General features: G+C 46.1%; 15 protein-coding genes. 14 read left to right on the forward strand and 1 reads right to left on the reverse strand.

What is annotated here, in order from left to right:
* Nucleotides 1-319: 319 nt before the first annotated feature.
* Both J2T19_RS18910 and J2T19_RS18915 read left to right on the forward strand, forming a co-directional pair.
* Complete coding sequence (locus J2T19_RS18910) at nt 320-1,690, forward strand: transcriptional regulator (protein WP_307218437.1); 1,371 nt, start codon at nt 320-322, stop codon at nt 1,688-1,690.
* Between the two features lie 238 nt (nt 1,691-1,928).
* Nucleotides 1,929-2,099, forward strand: coding sequence for an aspartyl-phosphate phosphatase Spo0E family protein (locus J2T19_RS18915; RefSeq protein WP_082560566.1), 171 nt, complete (start codon nt 1,929-1,931; stop codon nt 2,097-2,099).
* A gap of 110 nt (nt 2,100-2,209) precedes the next feature.
* Here the strand turns inward: J2T19_RS18915 and J2T19_RS18920 are convergent, their stop codons facing one another.
* Nucleotides 2,210-2,641 carry a hypothetical protein gene (locus J2T19_RS18920; RefSeq protein ID WP_307218440.1) on the reverse strand — a complete coding sequence of 144 codons (432 nt, stop codon included), beginning with the start codon at nt 2,639-2,641 and terminating at the stop codon, nt 2,210-2,212.
* Nucleotides 2,642-2,818: 177 nt separating this feature from the next.
* Here J2T19_RS18920 and J2T19_RS18925 point away from each other — a divergent pair, with 177 nt between their 5' ends.
* From J2T19_RS18925 to J2T19_RS18980, 12 genes are all read left to right on the forward strand, one after another.
* Nucleotides 2,819-3,289 carry a GNAT family N-acetyltransferase gene (locus J2T19_RS18925; RefSeq protein WP_307218442.1) on the forward strand — a complete coding sequence of 157 codons (471 nt, stop codon included), beginning with the start codon at nt 2,819-2,821 and terminating at the stop codon, nt 3,287-3,289.
* A 109-nt stretch (nt 3,290-3,398) separates the two neighbouring features.
* The gene (ychF, locus tag J2T19_RS18930) at nt 3,399-4,499 is read left to right on the forward strand and encodes a redox-regulated ATPase YchF (protein ID WP_056702168.1); all 1,101 of its coding nucleotides are present in this window, start codon (nt 3,399-3,401) and stop codon (nt 4,497-4,499) included.
* Between the two features lie 184 nt (nt 4,500-4,683).
* Nucleotides 4,684-5,283, forward strand: coding sequence for an SUKH-4 family immunity protein (locus tag J2T19_RS18935; RefSeq protein WP_307218445.1), 600 nt, complete (start codon nt 4,684-4,686; stop codon nt 5,281-5,283).
* Between the two features lie 291 nt (nt 5,284-5,574).
* Nucleotides 5,575-5,982, forward strand: coding sequence for a hypothetical protein (locus J2T19_RS18940; protein WP_307218447.1), 408 nt, complete (start codon nt 5,575-5,577; stop codon nt 5,980-5,982).
* Between the two features lie 65 nt (nt 5,983-6,047).
* Nucleotides 6,048-6,452 (forward strand): VOC family protein, encoded by a 405-nt coding sequence (locus J2T19_RS18945; protein ID WP_307218449.1) that lies wholly within the window; start codon nt 6,048-6,050, stop codon nt 6,450-6,452.
* 471 nt (nt 6,453-6,923) lie between these two features.
* On the forward strand, nt 6,924-7,991 hold the full coding sequence (prfA, locus tag J2T19_RS18950; protein WP_145406985.1) for a peptide chain release factor 1: 1,068 nt from the start codon (nt 6,924-6,926) through the stop codon (nt 7,989-7,991).
* Nucleotides 7,992-8,015: 24 nt separating this feature from the next.
* Nucleotides 8,016-8,897, forward strand: coding sequence for a peptide chain release factor N(5)-glutamine methyltransferase (prmC, locus tag J2T19_RS18955; protein ID WP_307218666.1), 882 nt, complete (start codon nt 8,016-8,018; stop codon nt 8,895-8,897).
* Nucleotides 8,898-8,988: 91 nt separating this feature from the next.
* Entirely contained in the window at nt 8,989-10,212 is a 1,224-nt protein-coding gene (locus tag J2T19_RS18960) for an FtsW/RodA/SpoVE family cell cycle protein (protein ID WP_307218451.1), read from the forward strand.
* 239 nt (nt 10,213-10,451) lie between these two features.
* Nucleotides 10,452-11,720, forward strand: coding sequence for an FtsW/RodA/SpoVE family cell cycle protein (locus J2T19_RS18965; protein ID WP_307218453.1), 1,269 nt, complete (start codon nt 10,452-10,454; stop codon nt 11,718-11,720).
* 1,199 nt (nt 11,721-12,919) lie between these two features.
* On the forward strand, nt 12,920-13,576 hold the full coding sequence (gene spoIIR, locus J2T19_RS18970; protein ID WP_307218455.1) for a stage II sporulation protein R: 657 nt from the start codon (nt 12,920-12,922) through the stop codon (nt 13,574-13,576).
* 560 nt (nt 13,577-14,136) lie between these two features.
* A complete protein-coding gene (locus tag J2T19_RS18975; RefSeq protein ID WP_370874904.1) occupies nt 14,137-15,408 on the forward strand; it encodes an L-threonylcarbamoyladenylate synthase in 1,272 nt (423 codons plus the stop codon).
* A 218-nt stretch (nt 15,409-15,626) separates the two neighbouring features.
* Nucleotides 15,627-16,187 (forward strand): manganese efflux pump MntP, encoded by a 561-nt coding sequence (locus J2T19_RS18980; RefSeq protein WP_145051569.1) that lies wholly within the window; start codon nt 15,627-15,629, stop codon nt 16,185-16,187.
* Nucleotides 16,188-16,219: the final 32 nt, after the last annotated feature.

The raw sequence follows: 16,219 nt of genomic DNA on the forward strand, positions 1-16,219 counted from the left end.
CTTTCAAGCGAAACTCAAACAGCGCGCACCGATTGAATATCGATGCGCGCTGGCAGCATAGCTTTTTTCATCTGTCTACTTGACAGGGGTATGACCAGTAAATAGCATGGGGTTATTCCTGTTTTATAAACAATGGCAAGAACATTTCCTATGTGAGTCTCTCTTTATCTAAAAAGTGGTTCTACATAATATCTAATAAAGAGTTCAACTAGATTAAAAATATTGTAGGTATGGCATCAAATATTGGTTCGAAATGTAAATATAATGTATAATTTGTAGATTAAGTTGACCAAGTTTTAAGAGAAAAGGTGAGGTACTCTTGAAGATAAATACCACGATTCGTGATTATTTTGAGGACTATTTAAAAAGTAAACATATGACACTTCATCAGTTTTCACAGTTATCGGGTATTAATTCAGGCACGCTGAGTAGCACGTTAAGTGGACAGCGTCCTATAGGTGTGCAGCAGTTGGATCGACTGACAGAGGGTATGGGCTTAAACGAGGGACACTTCTATGATCTATACATAGTTGAAAGTTTCGCAAATGCAAATCCAGACTGGCGTAGACTAGGCCCATTCCTGTACCGCTGTGCTGAATTAAATAAAGTTGAAAATATAAAAGAAACGCTCAGTCTAGTAATGGATAATCTATCATATTCCCCTCATTTATTTGACTTGGCTGAACAGTTGTTTTCTGAAGAGAAGCTGGAGGCAGCTCGACCTCTCTATCACAGTGTAGCTGAGAGTGAGAAATTGCAACATTCGGAACGATTGGCTCTGAGTCAGTACCGTCTATTCACCATCGGACTTTCAAACGATCAGCAGAATAATCAATCACTTGCTAATCAATTTGAATTGTTTGTAGATCGTCTTGACGAGCCCTATCAGTTGGATGGGTTAAATGACTTAATTAATGTTTTTGGTTCATTACGAAGATGGGATAAGGTGGAGATCCTGGCTGAACAATTGAGAAAAAAAGCAACTATTCAGTACGAATTCAAGAAGATATCTAGGGAGACAGAGACTAGAACTAAAAAGCAGGTTATATTTTATGTTCTATACGCCTATTTGGTGCTTGGTGAAGTTTGTTTCAATAACAAAGAATATGAAGAGGGACTTGAGTATATCCTTTTGTACAAGGATCATAGTTGGGTAAAAAACCCGAGCGATGAAGAAATACGAGTCATCCGTCAGTTTGAGGAATGGGCTGAGGGTAACTACTATTTGTATCAGTTAATGTCTGGGAAGACAGATGTGCTGCCAAGCTATTTAAACTACATTTCAGAAAGAGAAAATGAAGTTTTCCCTGCTTTATGCGCAATAGTATCGGCAGCTAATCAATTTAAAATAAATATCCATTCCATCCTTGAACAGTATGACTCTTATTTTACGTACCGAGAGCAAGTCAGTCATATCGGGAAAATTAATGAACAATATACCAGTGATCAGTATGGATCCCTATTGGCTGGACTAGGAACATATTATTTAACAAATAAAAACTATGATAAAGGCATGGAATATCTTCAACGGGGCTTGGAATTTGCTATGAATAACGGGAATAAGGACGCGATGCTGGACTGTCTTGGGTTATTTGGTGAACTCCGTGATTCTCCTAATGGGGAAGGTAATAGCACCAAAGCAGCAATTCTTTTGGAGAAGATTAGTGAACGATTCTCGCACCCTAGTTAATTCCTTGAAAGCTAGTATCTAGAACAGAAATATGAGGTGTTCCCTATGTGGATGACTTCCTTTATTGAGGAAGCTAGATTATACGGAACGCCTCTTTGTGTTGATTTTTACAAATAAGAATGTAAGGTTTTACGGGGTGGTGCAGAACGGAGTGTAAAATTAAAATCAAGTTGGAGTATATATCCTTTCCCACTAAATAGCAGAATGCTCTAGAATATCACATCAGGGGAGGATGAATATGGAACGAAGTGACTTGATTAGACAGATTGAACTAGCGAGGCAGAAGCTGTATCAGACAAAGCTGAAATATGTAGATCTTCTGCATCCTGATGTCATTAAGCAATCGATGATTCTGGATGAGTTAATCAATGAATATAACCAGGCCAAAACAGAAAAGCCGATCAAGTAAACCATCGACTGTGGCTGAGCTCTTGGCGAGTCGCTCTTCCTATAATTTCATCATAAGTACAGTGTGGACAAGCTATTCATCCGTTGGATGAATGCTACGTACGTACTCGCTCAGGAGCATTCTTCTTTAACAGAGATCGTATCGTTAGTTACCGTTACACGGGTGTGACCAGTTAAGTGTTCGGTATAGCCGCAGACAGTCTCAGTGTAATTTTTCCCGCGGCTGTCCTTGAATTTTAGATATATACTTTCCTCTCCGGACAGCTTAAGCTGGGGAGTGAACTTAATCTTTTTCCCACTGGGCAGATCTAGACCCGGAATGTAGAGTGATTTGTCCTTGACGTTTGCAGTGTTATCAGGCCCGATGAGCCCCGCTTGGATGCCAGTAAGTTCGTAGGTGGACTGATTGTCTATGGTAATGCGGAAGTCTTTGAATCGATCTATTGCATTTTGATAACTGAGATATATGATTACTCCAACAAACATAGCTACAACGAGGCGAATAACAAATTTGGACGTGAACCGTCTGAGACGTTTGTTCATCAATGTTCTCTCCTTTTAGAAAATGGTTATCGTATTAAACGCAGTTCATTGTGTAAAAGTTATATTAGATTCCTACATAGTTAACATAAACAGCTTGTGAATTTTGGAACACCTACGTATGCTGTGATATAGAAGTTATAGCAGAGATTACGATGAAGTAGAAAGAAGGAGAATCGAATGAAACTTGTACCTATGAGTGACCAAGAGTTCGCGAGTTTTCGCGTTCGCTCCATTGAAGATTTTGCACAAGAGAAGGTAGAGGCAGGGACGTGGGCGTCAGAAGAAGCACAGCAACTTGCCGAAGCATCGTATGACAAATACTTACCAGAAGGGTTGAATACCCCTGGTGCTTATGTGTATAACCTCGTTCATGAGGTAGACGGGAACGTAGGTTACATCTGGTTCAATATTACGGATAACCGTCGAGGCAAAGAGGCGTTTCTTCTGGATATCGTGGTTGAAGAAGCGCATCGGGGCAAGGGTTATGGTACAGAAACGATGAAGGCGTTGGAACAGGCTGCTATAGGTCTGGGCGTAGATCGAATCGGTCTGCATGTGTTTGGACATAATGGTCGTGCAAGCAACTTGTATAAGAAGATGGGCTATGAGGTTACAGATCTAACAATGTATAAGGAATTGCGTAAATAATTCCGTTCATATCGAATTAGCGAACTTCCTTGATGCACTGGGGGTTGTCATATATAATGAATAGGATTATTCGAACCGAACAAGTAATGAATGAGGAGTTGTCATATACATGGCTTTGAAAGCTGGAATCGTGGGTCTGCCTAACGTTGGTAAATCTACATTGTTTAATGCAATTACACAAGCTGGTGCGGAGTCTGCTAACTATCCGTTCTGTACAATTGACCCTAACGTAGGGATTGTTGAAGTACCTGATGAGCGTTTGGACAAATTGACAGAACTCGTTGTACCGAAAAAGACAGTACCAACGGCGTTTGAATTCGTAGATATCGCAGGTCTGGTTCGTGGTGCGAGTAAAGGTGAAGGTCTTGGTAACAAGTTCCTTGCACACATCCGTGAAGTAGACGCAATTGTACACGTGGTACGTTGCTTTGTCGATGAGAACATCACACACGTGGATGGTAAAATTGATCCGGTAAGCGATATCCAGACGATTAATCTGGAGCTGATCCTGGCTGATATTGAGAGTGTCGAGAAAAAAATCGACCGTTCTAAGAAAAACATGAAGGGCGGTAACAAAACAGCTGCTCAAGAAGTGGAAGTACTGGAGAAAGTGAAGGCTGTTCTGTATGAAGACAAGCCGGCACGCAGTATGGAGCTTACGGATGAAGAGCGTCTGATTGTTCGCGACCTGCACTTGCTTACCCTCAAGCCTGTTCTGTATGCAGCCAATGTAGCTGAGGACGAAATCGGCGATGTAGCGAACAATGCTTATGTGCAAAAAGTAAGAGAATTCGCTGCTGCTGAAAATGCAGAAGTGGTGCCAATCAGTGCGAAGGTTGAAGAAGAGATCTCCGAGCTGGAAGGCGAAGATAAACAAATGTTCCTGGAGGAACTCGGCATCGAGGATTCCGGTCTGAACCTGTTGATCAAAGCAGCTTACAAATTGCTGGGACTGTACACGTACTTCACAGCAGGGGTACAGGAAGTTCGTGCATGGACAATCCGTAAAGGTACCAAAGCGCCTGGCGCAGCTGGTGTAATCCATACGGACTTTGAGCGCGGATTCATCCGTGCAGAGGTTGTTTCCTATGAGGATCTGGTTGCGGCTGGTTCCATGAATGGTGCCAAAGAACGCGGACAGCTTCGTCTGGAAGGTAAAGAGTATGTTGTTAATGACGGCGATGTTATGCACTTCCGTTTCAACGTATAAACCTCTGAATCACGTATCAAACTTTAAAAAACTGAACCTACCCACGTAGGTTTGTTAAAAATGGCTCTGTTACCTTCTTAAGAAGGTGGCAGGGCTTTTTTTTAACGATGATAGACACTCGAACTTACTGGATTGTCCAGAAGGGGTGGATATAATAAAAGAAAGAACGTTCTGGAGGTGGCCTATGGAACAACAGCTAACCCATGTTCGATACGATAAAGCTCTAGTCGAAGCTGCTCAATTACCGAATGAGATTCAGGAACTGTTGCTGCACTCGGGATTGCCGCAATTCCGTTTGGCAGGTAAGCATGTGCTCGGCGTTCATTTTACACCCCTCACTGATCAAGGACTGGTTCGGACGCCCGATGAACTCGTAACGTTGTTCCCAATCGGGTATGAGTGGGAGGACACATCGACCATATTGGGTCTGGAAACGAAGATCGGCACACTCTACAGGCTGGATGGGCAGACGGGTGAATATAGCGTCATTAACACCAATCTAAGCCTATTTCTGGAGTTCTTACATCAGTACATGACGTTCATTCATGATCATTCCAGAAGTTCCGAGCCGAGTATAATGACGCTGGAACAAGTGCAGGCGAAACTAGAAGCTTTCAGGCGAGGTGAGCTTAAGCCTATAGCACGACCATCTTCTGAATCAGTTAGAAAAAATGCTCTACACCAGCTCCGACAGTTCTATACGGAGAAAGACCCGCAGAGCGTCTCGAATGAAGAGAGTTGGTGGAGTGTTGTGCTCGAACAAATAGAGGACGACCTTCTGTAGGTCGCTCATAACCAAAACAAGTATGCTACTGAAGATACTACGACTTAGTTTCATGAATAGATGAAGGATGTTTTTCAGTTTCCGATACTTGATTGCCCATTACAATTCCTCGGGATTTGCAACTCTTATGTGGTGAATAACGTTCAGATAGTAACGTTACAATAACCATAAGGAGAGAATGTTATTTTAACAAAATTAAAATGGTTGTATGTTGTTGCATTGAGTGTGGTGGCACTTGTTTTCCTAACATCGGCTTGCGCAAATGATACGACTGACGAGAGCTCTCAGAATATGCGAATTGAACCTTACCGTGTTGCGCTAGAAAAATTGATATCGATAGACAAGGCTCTTAATGCAAATATGGAGTACATTTCTCTGGTGCTGAACGAAGCGATTCCTCTGGAAGATTCTGAGCGAGAAGTGATTGAATCCTACCTACAACAACAATATAATGTTCCCATCTATAACTATACTCATGAACAATTATTAGAGCAGAAATACGCTGAGCAGGATGGAACTACGCTTACAGGCATTCTCCTAACCATCGAGAAGTACAAACAGTCAGACGATCCAAATAAAATGACGCTTGAGGTCAGTAAATATCGTGCGAATGAAGGGGCGATTGCTCTGGAGATGATATTAACGTATAACGAAGGACAGTGGGGAGTTTCTGATTATGTTTCGGAGAGAGAAAGTTAGGAGAAAACTCGTTTCTGGTGTCAGAAATAGAGTATATTGTGCATAATTTATAGGAGGCTACGACCATGTCACAGGATATCTGGATTAACCTGCCGGTCAAAGATGTTGAGGAGTCTACACGCTTTTTCAATGAGATTGGATTCCATGCGGTGAATGTTGGTCACAAGAGAGCCAAACTTACTATAGGTCAAACGACAATTTTGCTGTTTCCGAATGCAGCGTTTGAGAAATTTACAGGTTCCAACGTTGCAGATACTTCCCATAGTGCGGAAGTGATTTTCTCTATCGGTGCAGAGAGCCGGGATGAAGTAGATACCTTTATTCAAAAAGTAGAGAGCGCCGGAGGCAGCGTCTTTGGTAAGCCCAGTGAAACCGACGGCTGGATGTACGGTGCAGGCTTTACCGATCTGGATGGTCACCGTTGGAACTTGCTGTATATGGACGAGAGCCAGATGCCAAAAGGCCGATAGAGGTCTTTCCATCCCAAAGTAAGCATGTGAACACGTATGAATATGAAGCGCCGGTTGCCTAATGAAGGTCATCGGCGTTTTTCCTACTCCGTTTAGACAGGCTTGTTATATGCATTGATGTTCAGACATACACAGTGGAAAATTTAGTTCATCCGGCAGCAGAATGGTTGCTATTCAGATTCATAAGAATATGCTATAATTAAGAGTCGTATACCTAGGTTAAGAATGTTACTTAACTCGATGAGTTGAAGCGGGTTTTGTAGCAAGGTACGCGATTTATTTATATCACTTTAAAAGTAAAGGATTTGATGACGTTGTAGCGATGTTATACGTCGATCATATATGAATATTAATTATTGCTAAAGTCAGGGGATTTCAAGGAAATCCAGTGCGCCTGAGAATTATAAATAGTACGAATGCCGGTATGCAAGAAACGACATGAATGAAAATAATACGTGAGGTGACGATATAATGTTGGATAAATTACAGGCTTTGGCCGACCGTTACGACAAGCTCAGCGAGCTGCTGTGTGACCCGGATGTAGCAAGCGATAACAAGAAGCTGCGTGAGTATTCCAAGGAGCAATCCGATCTGCAACCAACTTACGATGCGTACAATGAATACAAGCAAGTAAGTGAAGATCTCGAAGCTGCGAAGGAAATGCAAGGCGAGAAGTTAGATGATGAGATGCGTGAAATGGTCAAAATGGAAATTGAAGAGCTGAGCACGCGTCAGAAAGAATTGGAAGAACTGATTCGTGTGCTTATGTTGCCGAAAGATCCAAATGACGACAAAAACGTTATTGTGGAGATTCGCGGAGCAGCTGGTGGAGATGAAGCAGCATTGTTTGCAGCGGATCTATACCGGATGTATACACGCTATGCAGATGCACAAGGCTGGCGTGTTGAGCTGATGGACGTGAACACGAACGATCTCGGTGGTTTTAAAGAGGTTGTCTTCATGATCAATGGCCGCGGCGCTTATAGCAAAATGAAATACGAGAGCGGTGCACACCGTGTTCAACGTATTCCAACAACAGAATCCGGTGGACGTATTCATACGTCGACATCAACGGTTGCGGTTATGCCGGAAGCGGAAGATTTTGATATTGAAATTCATGACAAAGACATCCGTGTGGATACGTTCTGTTCCAGTGGTGCGGGTGGACAATCGGTTAATACAACGAAATCCGCTGTACGTGTAACACACGTGCCAACGGGTATTGTTGCAACGTGTCAGGATGGTAAATCCCAGAACTCCAACAAAGAAAAAGCGTTGCAGGTTCTGCGTACACGGATCTTCGATATGAAACGTATGGAAGAAGAAGCAAAGATCTCGGTTGAACGGAAGAGCAAAGTGGGAACAGGTGACCGTAGTGAACGGATTCGTACGTACAACTTCCCGCAAAGCCGTGTAACGGATCACCGTATTGGTCTGACTATGCATAAGCTGGATCAGATTATGAACGGAGAGATCGAAGATATCTTGTCTGCACTGACGATTGCTCAGCAGACTGAGATGATGGATAGAGGAGAATAATCTGTGACCCGCGCCCAGTTTGTGATGACGCAGGGACAGAGCTGTCGGGAAGCCTTCGTAGAGGCTTCCTCTTTTTTGGAGAAGTGCGGCGTGTATGAGCCGCACAATAACGCCCGGCTGCTGCTGGAACATGTACTTGGCGTCTATGGCGCCCAGTACTATATGATGCAGCCGGAGCCTTTCCCAAGCGAGTTTCGCAGCCGCTGGGAGGACGCCGTCACGCGCAAGGCTGCGGGTGAGCCGGCGCAATACATTATCGGCAGCCAGGAGTTCTACGGGCTGCCGTTCGAGGTCACGCCGGCCGTGCTGATCCCGCGGCCGGAGACCGAGCTGTTGGTCGAGGCTGTGCTGCGCGAAGCCGATCGCCTGTTTGCGGGCGGCGGTGCAGTGCACGCCGTCGACATTGGCACGGGCAGCGGTGCCATCGCGGTGACGATGGCTACGCTTCGCCCGCAGTGGCAGGTGGGCGCCGGGGACATCTCGGCGGCTGCCCTGCAAGTAGCCGCGCGGAACGCGGCTGCGAACGGCGTACAGATCGACTTCCGTGAAGGCGATCTGCTCGCTCCGTTCGCTGGGGCACGGGTGGACATCCTGGTGTCCAACCCGCCCTATATCCCGGCGGCAGATATCGCCGGGTTACAGCCTGAGGTGCGCGATCATGAGCCGCGCACTGCCCTGGACGGCGGCCCGGATGGGCTTGCGCCGTACCGGGTGATGCTGGAGCAGCTTACGCTCCTGCCAGCGCCGCCGCAGATTGTTGGTTTTGAACTGGGGCAAGGCCAGGCTCGTGACATTGCTGCCTTGCTTGAATCTGCCGGACATTGGCCAGAGATTATCATCGTGCCAGACCTTGCAGGCATCGAGCGGCATGTACTAGGTGTTCGCACTTCGGAACAGGTGACATAAATGTAAGATTCCGCAGGTTTTCTTTTTGCCGTGAAATCCTCTACAATGAGATATACCGAAGATTGCTGAATGCTTGGAGGAACATAATTACATGCTGCATAAATTCAAAAAAATTGACTACAACATCGTATTCATATTAGTTATCTTGATGGTTATCAGTATTTTATCCATTTATAGCACCACGTTTGGTCGTCCGAGGTGGGAATCCTATCCCCAGCGGGCTGGGATATTCTATATTATAGGGTTCATCGTATTCTTCGGAATGTCTATGATTAACTATAAAGTGATTATCAAAAACTATTTATACATTTACGGTGGCGGTCTACTGCTGCTCGTTATCGTTAACTTTTTTGGTGTGACTTATTACGGAGCACAGGGCTGGTTGTCCATCTTCGGTCTAAGTTTGCAACCGGCAGAGCTATTTAAGCTGTGTTTAATTGTCTTTTTGTCTGCCTTGCTGTCACGAAAGAAGAACAGACCGCTGTTATTCGGACGAGATGTCATTCCGATTTCACTGTGCGCGTTGCCGCCGCTATTACTCGTTTTGTTGCAAAATGACTTGGGGAATGCCCTTAGTTACGTCGTGATTCTTGTAGGATTGCTGTGGATTGGTAATGTGAAATTCAGCCACGCCTTGATTGGTTTTATCATCGCTGTTGCTGCTTTTATTGCGGGTACGCAGGCATACGTTCACTATCACGATCAGATCACCAAATTCCTTCAGGACATCGGCCGTGCCCACTGGGCAGATCGTTTCGATCCTTGGCTTGTGCCAGATCAGACTTCCCGAGATGTTCTATGGCAGACGTATAACGCTAAGCTGGCGATTGGCTCTGGAGGCATTAGTGGTAAAGGATATTTGGAAGGGACAACGATTCAATCCAACCGGGTACCGCTGGCGTATGCCGATTCCATTTTTGTTCAGATCGGGGAAGAGTTCGGTTTTGTAGGTGCCTCGGTGCTGCTACTGCTCTACTTTATTCTGATTCATCGGCTGGTGTTGATCGCGCTGGAATGTAAGGATCGAGCCGGGCCGTATCTGATTGTTGGTATCATATCGATGTTACTCTATCAGATTTTTGTTAACATTGGTCCGTTTATTGGTCTGATGCCACTGACGGGGATTACGCTGCCGTTTATCAGTTTCGGGGGTACCTCTCTTGTACTCAACATGCTGAGTATGGGGGTTGTCATGAGTATCAAGGTACACACGGAAGAGAACGAAGATATCCTGGGCTCGTCAGAGCAACTTAGCATTACGGAACTGATCATGAAATTGTTTAAACGCAAACCGTCACAGCAAGAACAATCCTGATTTTGTTTTAAGATGTGTAAAATGTGTAAGATATCAAACCTGAAAGCCATAGATTCGAGCAACTTGGATCTAAGGTTTTCAGGTTTTTTTGTTCCGGCATTGGTTTTGTGGTATCGGTTGTCTAGAAAGGGGTGCCTTCAGCTTATCCGTAAGTGTAAGGATTTCCATTTTTCATTCCAATTCTATACAATAAAGGGAGGAGAGATTGGCAAGAGCATCTTAGGGGGAAGAGTGAGCACATGCTGAGAATGTTGAAAAAGATGGATGGAATCATACTATTTGTACTGCTATTGCTTATGGGAATAAGCATAGCTGCCGTATATAGCGGGACGCAGACCGATTCTACATTGAGCAACCATCATATCAAAACCTTACAATTTTATATTGCCGGATTCATTGTCGTGATTGGAATGGGGCTTATTAATTATAAGCTCCTTGTAAAATATGCTTTCTATTTATATATCATCGGAAATATTTTGCTTCTCCTCGCCAATTTCGTGGGTGGATCGGTCAACAATGCCAATGGCTGGCTGAAGCTGGGAGATACGTTCTCATTTCAGCCTGCGGAACTGTTTAAAATGATCTTAATTCTATTTCTCGCCCACCTGCTTATGAAGCGAAAAGGAAGAGAGCTTGGTTTTTGGAGAGACATCGTGCCGATTGGGTGCTGGACCTTTATTCCCTTTGCACTTGTTATGATACAGAATGACTTGGGGAATGCCTTGGGGTATGTTGTTATTTTGGCAGCGGTGCTCTGGATCGGTAATATTAAGCTGAAACATGCCTTGATTGGTATTGCCATTATTGGTTTGGCTTTTTTTGGCTTCGTTAAATCGTATGTCACGTATCACGAAGAGATTTTCACTTTTCTAGAGAAGGTGGATCGAGAGCATTGGGCAGAACGGATCGATCCTTGGCTAGTACCAGAGAAAGCCACTGCTAAAGCAACCTGGCATACCAAAAATGCGGGTCTTGCTATAGGATCAGGTGGCATCATTGGGAAAGGGTACTTGCAAGGCACATCGGTGCAAAGTGGGCGTGTGCCTTATACGTATTCGGATTCTATTTTCGTCGTGATTGCTGAAGAGTTTGGCTTTGTGGGCGGTGCAGTGCTGTTATTGCTTTACTTCGTCTTGATCCATCGGATGGTGCTTATTGCACTGGAATGTAAAGACCGAGCCGGACCAGTGATTATTATTGGAATTATAGGGATGTTGCTGTATCAGGTATTTGAGAATATTGGTGCTTTTCTGGGGTTGATGCCGCTCACAGGTATTACTCTGCCGTTTATTAGCTACGGGGGAACGTCACTGCTTATCAATATGGCCTGCATCGCGATTGCCATGAGCATCAAACTGTATGGCCCTGAGGATGAAGATGTTATCGTGTCAGAGGAGCAGCCGCCGAGTTTGCCAGCAAGAGTATGGAGTTGGGTGAGTGGGCTGGATGTGCTGAACAAAATCAAGAACAAGAACAAGGAAAAGGAACAGGATCAAGTAGGGATGTAATCCCGAGCGTGGGTTTAGACGGGAGTGCAGATATAAAGTAGTCATAAATGAGAGCATAGGCATAAACAGGATCACAGGCATAAACGTAGGCATGGCTATAAACAGGTTGTGGACATAAAGCTGGAAAGGAAAGGGGTGAATGATCGTGTAAAGGTGCCCCGCCTTCCGAGTATGTTTCCCACTTCGTTATAGCGGCATTTAAATTAGGGTCGGTTATCACCATTAAAGGTGGGGTCGGCTCTTTTTGGTCTGAGTGTGTCTGGAACTTTTTGAAGGAAAGCAGAGCTTGAATTTTTCGATTCAAGCAAGGACGTTTTTCGCAGATATACCGGATCGTCAAGAGAAAGTGACACAGCGAGCGCGAAAAGACGTGGGCAGTGGAAGATGCCCCCAAGTGAGCGTGAGATGTGAAGTCACGACAGTTGATCATGTGTTTTCTCTAACGAACTCAGTTGGCCTTATTGGCGGGAAAATGGCACTCAGGAAATGCTAACGAATCGTGGACACGCTAATACGCCTTTGGGGTATAAAATTTAGACCTATTCAACGGTATTTCGTAATATAACGTTTCTCAGGTTCGTTACCAATTCCATTTACCGTGATAAGACCAAATAAGGTTTCTCAGATTCGTTAAAACCGAAGTTGTATGGAAAGAGGTTCGTTAGAGGTTCGTTTATGAATAACGTTTTACGGCTCCGTTCAAAATTAACCTTCATCTGCTCTAAACTCACTCCAAAGCTCGTTCTAAAACCTCTCCAAAACCCACTCTAAAAATCCAACTTTAAGCCTGCTCTAACATTCCTCTGGTACATTTCATCTTGCTACATCGTTGCCGGCGATCCAGTGAATGGCATGAAACAGAAGATTATTTCATTCGGACGAACACACTGGTGAGTAGGTGGAACACAACATGTCTCTTACTTGCCCCACGATCATCATTTATTTTTTACAATCTGTGAATCCTGCTCGTTGCCTCATTCGTTTTATTTCAAACGTTTTACTTCAAATCACTCGACATAATTGATTTGGTTTGAGACACATCCTAGCATATGTAGGAGAAAAAAATGAGAGGTATGGAGTTTAATAGGTTTAACTCTACTTCCTCTGGGCATACTGATAGACATGAGAGAGTTATAGTGAGAGTTGATAGCGAGAGCACTTATAAAATCATGATCACTGGAGCCAAGGGGGAGAAGGGCATGAGTAGACGAATTGTGAAACAAATTGGACTTATTCTGGTATGTCTTATGATGATTATTATGATGTGGGAAGGTCAGAAAACGGATGCGGCTGTAGCTGCTACAGCAATCCCAGAACAATCAATACGGCTGCGTATTCTAGCTAATTCAGACTCGGCTGGAGATCAGTTGGTGAAACGCGAGATTCGTGATGCGGTGGTTGCCCAGATGGATCAATGGGTGACGGAGCTGGCGAATCCTCAAGACCTGGATGAAGCCCGTGGGGTTATTCGTCAGCATTTGTCTGAGATTGAAGCGCGAGTTGGAGAGGAGCTTGCCAGTCGTGGACTGGATTATGACTACCAGGTGGAGCTGGGAGTAGTGCCTTTTCCGACCAAACTATATGGAGGTACTGTATATCCGGCTGGAGAATACGAAGCAGTGCGTATAACACTGGGAGGAGGTAATGGTCAGAACTGGTGGTGTGTATTGTTTCCTCCATTATGCTTCATTGATGCGGGTACAGGAGATGCAGTTACGAAGACGAATACAGATACGGCATCTGCTTCTGCGGGAGATGTGGAGGCGTCTGTACAAGTGGGGACACCGGAAACACGCTTCTTCCTCTGGGATATGGTTGTGAAATTTTGTGGCTGGGTAACGGGATTGTTTGCTTAATCAGAAAGGGAATAGATTGATATGGCGTTAGGGCGACTTCAGTACATGGAGTTGCCCTTTGTTGAAGGGACTCTGTTGTGAATGGTGGGGGTTCGGAGTTTCATCTTTGGCACAAAGAGATATGTTATAATTGTAGGTATTCAAAACCAAAATCAAATACGGACGTCGTTTAATCAAGCGTCAAAGGCATGTCTTACAACTCCGCAGGCGCAGGTAATGCTTAATTTTTGTTCATGGTAAAGATATTTTCGCGAGCGTACTAGGGTACGTCTAGAGAAAGTGATCCAGTAGGAGCGAGAAGACGGCGAAAGATGCTCTTAAGTTAGATGTAAGATACACCTAAATGTTTACTACCTTAATTGAAGCTTAGGAATGATGGATATATGAGAAATGAGCAAGAGGACAAACAGAATAAATTGCAGCAGAATGAACATACACCGTTAGATCGTGAGCAGATGGGGCGTAATGGACAGTCGGAGAGCCATGAGGTGCCTTCGGCGGCGAAGGTTCAAGGTGAGTTGCATACAAATGGACTCGACCAGCAAGCATCCCTTCAAGGTATGGAAGGCGAATCGGGTTTACGTATACAGGCGCAGGGATCGGTGAATGAGATGGTTACTCGTATGTGGGATGTTCATGTGCTGCTTCGTACCGCTGGGACGGACATGCATAATGGCAACGCTGGTGGCAATCAAGTGGAGCATGGGCAACAGGAGAACTTGTCTGTTGGACGCGGGTCTGTGCAGGCAACTACATCAAATGATGAGTCTGATATAAAAAGGGAGAGCACCTATGAACAGGCGCTCGCTGACTTGCAGGCTGCCGCTGACTGCATTCGTCAAGGTCAAACTGTAGCCTTCCCGACTGAGACGGTCTATGGTTTAGGGGCAGATGCCCGAAGCACAGCAGCGGTAGAAGCTGTGTTTGCAGCTAAAGGTCGCCCATCGGATAATCCGCTGATCGTGCATATCGCGCACCGAGACCAGTTGGATGCATTGGTCACCGAAGTGAATGCTACGGCCGAAGCGCTGATGACGGCCTTCTGGCCGGGGCCACTGACGCTGGTGTTGCCGGTTAGACCGGGGGCGGTATCTCCACGGGTCACCGCCGGGCTGGACACGGTGGCTGTGCGCATGCCGGATCACCCTGTGGCCTTGCAGTTGATTGCCGCGGCGGCATGCCCTGTGGCTGCGCCGAGCGCTAACCGCTCCGGGCGACCAAGCCCAACCCTCGCAGCACATGTGCGCGAGGACTTGGCTGGCCGCATCGGCGGCATCGTGGACGGCGGCCCCACCGGGGTGGGCGTCGAGTCCACGGTCGTGCAGGTCGGTGACGACGGTACTGTCACCATCCTGCGCCCTGGCGGCATCACAGCGGAACAATTGTCCGCTGTGGCCGCCCGTGTTGCCACGGACCCGGCGATCCTCGCCGAGGGGTCCGCTGGCGAAGCCAGCCCGGCGCCGCGCTCGCCGGGCATGAAGTATACGCACTATGCGCCCGAAGGTGCGCTGTGCGTGGTGGATGGGCCGCCCGCAGCGGTGGCGGCCTGGGTTAGCGCCGCGCTCGCAGAGGCGGCGCAGCGCGGAGAGCGCACCGCGGTGCTGGCGTTCGCCGAGCACGCGGAGCAGTACCGCGCCGATGCCGTATTCTCGCTGGGCGATGCCAGCGAGCTGGAAGAAGCAGCGCGCCGGCTATACGCCGCGCTGCGGAGCTGCGATGAGCAAGGCGCCACGTATATTGTGGCTGAAGCCTGCTCACGCGAAGGATTAGGTGCAGCCGTCATGAATCGGCTGCTCAAAGCGGCGGGTCACCGACTTATCCAGGTCGGTTAGCCCGCAACATATACATGTCCAGTCGCCTAGTGTTTCCCTTATATCAAGGCGAGTAGAACTCGCTAAATAAAGGGTCAAGCCAGGGTGTCTGGACTACTAAACTGTCTCACAGCATTCAAAATATCTGTGGTCCAGATGTTCAATCATATCCTCTGGTCATGTTTAGGTTCTTGTCCGCATATCGTGTACAAGAACCTTTACGTGATGGGGGTATGGGAATGTGGGATATATCTGCTCATGTAGGGCAGTTAGTAACCATTTTGATTATGGCTGTGGCTCTTGGTTTCGACGCCTTCTCGCTGGGAATCGGGATGGGGATGAAAGGCATTCGTCTACGGGATGTACTGCGGATCAGTACAATCACCGCCCTGTTCCATATCATCATGCCACTGATCGGTATGTACACGGGTAAGTATGTCAGCTCATTGCTTGGTGACATTACGACGTATGCAGCAGGTGGTTTGCTTGTTCTTTTGGGTGCGCATATGATTCTGAATGCCTTCCGTGAAGGAGAGACGAAGCTGGTGAATCACCGCTCACTGCTGGGTGTGACTTTATTTTCACTTAGTGTCAGCATAGATTCATTTTCCGTAGGGGTTTCTCTAGGGATGTTCAGTAGTGATTTGATCTTGACTGTGCTTGCTTTTGGCGTGTGCGGAGGCTTGATGTCGATGATGGGTCTGTTGCTTGGACGACGGGTGAGTCATAACCTGGGGGATTATGGTGAAGCTGTAGGTGGAGCGATTCTGCTCGCCTTTGGATTATTGTTTATTTTTTGAGCTGTAATCGACGTTTTCAGTAATTGCATTGG

The organism is Paenibacillus tundrae (genome assembly GCF_030812775.1).
Classification (GTDB): domain Bacteria; phylum Bacillota; class Bacilli; order Paenibacillales; family Paenibacillaceae; genus Paenibacillus; species Paenibacillus tundrae_A.

Bases quoted from the DNA above. Each gene is read 5' to 3' on its own strand.
- spoIIR (WP_307218455.1), top strand. From the start codon at position 12,920: ATGAGTAGACGAATTGTGAAACAAATTGGACTTATTCTGGTATGTCTT.
- J2T19_RS18935 (WP_307218445.1), top strand. From the start codon at position 4,684: ATGGAACAACAGCTAACCCATGTTCGATACGATAAAGCTCTAGTCGAA.
- prmC (WP_307218666.1), top strand. From the start codon at position 8,016: ATGACGCAGGGACAGAGCTGTCGGGAAGCCTTCGTAGAGGCTTCCTCT.
- prfA (WP_145406985.1), top strand. From the start codon at position 6,924: ATGTTGGATAAATTACAGGCTTTGGCCGACCGTTACGACAAGCTCAGC.
- J2T19_RS18980 (WP_145051569.1), top strand. From the start codon at position 15,627: ATGTGGGATATATCTGCTCATGTAGGGCAGTTAGTAACCATTTTGATT.
- ychF (WP_056702168.1), top strand. From the start codon at position 3,399: ATGGCTTTGAAAGCTGGAATCGTGGGTCTGCCTAACGTTGGTAAATCT.
- J2T19_RS18965 (WP_307218453.1), top strand. From the start codon at position 10,452: ATGCTGAGAATGTTGAAAAAGATGGATGGAATCATACTATTTGTACTG.
- J2T19_RS18915 (WP_082560566.1), top strand. From the start codon at position 1,929: ATGGAACGAAGTGACTTGATTAGACAGATTGAACTAGCGAGGCAGAAG.
- J2T19_RS18920 (WP_307218440.1), bottom strand. From the start codon at position 2,641: ATGAACAAACGTCTCAGACGGTTCACGTCCAAATTTGTTATTCGCCTC.
- J2T19_RS18925 (WP_307218442.1), top strand. From the start codon at position 2,819: ATGAAACTTGTACCTATGAGTGACCAAGAGTTCGCGAGTTTTCGCGTT.
- J2T19_RS18940 (WP_307218447.1), top strand. From the start codon at position 5,575: ATGCGAATTGAACCTTACCGTGTTGCGCTAGAAAAATTGATATCGATA.
- J2T19_RS18945 (WP_307218449.1), top strand. From the start codon at position 6,048: ATGTCACAGGATATCTGGATTAACCTGCCGGTCAAAGATGTTGAGGAG.
- J2T19_RS18975 (WP_370874904.1), top strand. From the start codon at position 14,137: ATGGAAGGCGAATCGGGTTTACGTATACAGGCGCAGGGATCGGTGAAT.
- J2T19_RS18960 (WP_307218451.1), top strand. From the start codon at position 8,989: ATGCTGCATAAATTCAAAAAAATTGACTACAACATCGTATTCATATTA.